Annotated in this window: 2 protein-coding genes; both read right to left on the bottom strand. The window is 68.4% G+C overall.

Annotation, left to right across the window (positions count from 1 at the left end; all coding sequences use genetic code 11):
- A partial coding sequence (gene ruvA, locus IC66_RS0135235) for a Holliday junction branch migration protein RuvA (protein WP_038950789.1) occupies positions 1 to 528 on the bottom strand: 528 nt, incomplete at its 3' end.
- Between the two features lie 217 nt (positions 529 to 745).
- On the bottom strand, positions 746 to 1,091 hold a 346-nt coding region (ruvC, locus tag IC66_RS0135230), incomplete at its 5' end, for a crossover junction endodeoxyribonuclease RuvC (protein ID WP_038950788.1).

Below are 1,091 nucleotides of genomic sequence, written 5' to 3'. Positions count from 1 at the left end.
GGCCGCCTGCGGCTGGCCATAGCCGAGATTGACCAGCGCCGAGATCGCGTCCGCCACCGGGCGCGGTGCCCGCTGGTCGTCGACGGCGCCGGCGAGATGGACCACGGCGGGATCGACATTGGCGAAGGCCGGCGCCTTGTCCTTTAATTCGGTAACGATGCGCTCGGCGACCTTGGGGCCGACCCCGGGCGTGCGCGCCACCGCGGCCTTGTCGCGCAGCGCGATGGCGTTGGCGAGATCGGACGGCGCCAGCGTGCCGAGCACGGCGAGCGCGACCTTGGCGCCGACGCCCTGCACGGTCTGGAGCAGGCGAAACCATTCGCGCTCCTGGTCGGTGCGGAAGCCGAACAGTTTTATCTGGTCCTCGCGGACATAGGTCTCGATCGACAGCACGGCAGCCTCTCCCGGCGAGGGCAGATGCTGCAGTGTACGCGCCGAGCAATGCACCTGATAGCCGACGCCGCCGACGTCGAGGAGCACATAATCCTCGCCGTAGGAATCGATCAGGCCCTTGAGCTTGCCGATCATCGCTGCGCACCCACTGCTTGAAGGACGCGCGGCAATGTCGGTGCGTTCCCTCCCCCCTTGTGGGGGAGGGTCAGGGAGGGGGGTGCCACACGGGGATTCTCTCGAGAGCGCGAGGACGGCGTGCCCGGCTCATCAACGACGGCAACACCGCTGCTGCGGCTACCCCCCTCCCCAGCCCTCCCCCACAAGGGGGGAGGGAGCTGTTCGAGCGTGCAGCTCATAACCCCGCCACCTTCAGCCTGAGCGCGGTGCTCTGGCGGTGATGAGCGTGGGTGATGGCGATGGCGAGCGCGTCGGCGGCATCCGCTGACGGCGGCTCGGCCTTGGGCAGCAAGATCTTCAGCATCATCGCGATCTGTTGCTTGTCGGCATGGCCGGCGCCGACCACCGTCTTCTTGACCTGGTTCGGCGCGTATTCGGCGACAGAGATGCCGAACATCGCGGGCGCCAGCATGGCGACGCCGCGGGCCTGGCCGAGCTTCAGCGTCGCAACGCCGTCCTTGTTGACGAAGGTCTGCTCGACCGCGGCTTCCATCGGCCTGTGGCCGGACAGCACGGACGCG

The sequence above is a fragment of the Bradyrhizobium genomosp. III genome, assembly GCF_000261705.1.
Taxonomy (GTDB): Bacteria; Pseudomonadota; Alphaproteobacteria; order Rhizobiales; family Xanthobacteraceae; genus Bradyrhizobium; species Bradyrhizobium ottawaense.
Note: the sequence above shows the minus strand (reverse complement) of the source record. Positions and strands in the feature narration are given on the sequence as shown.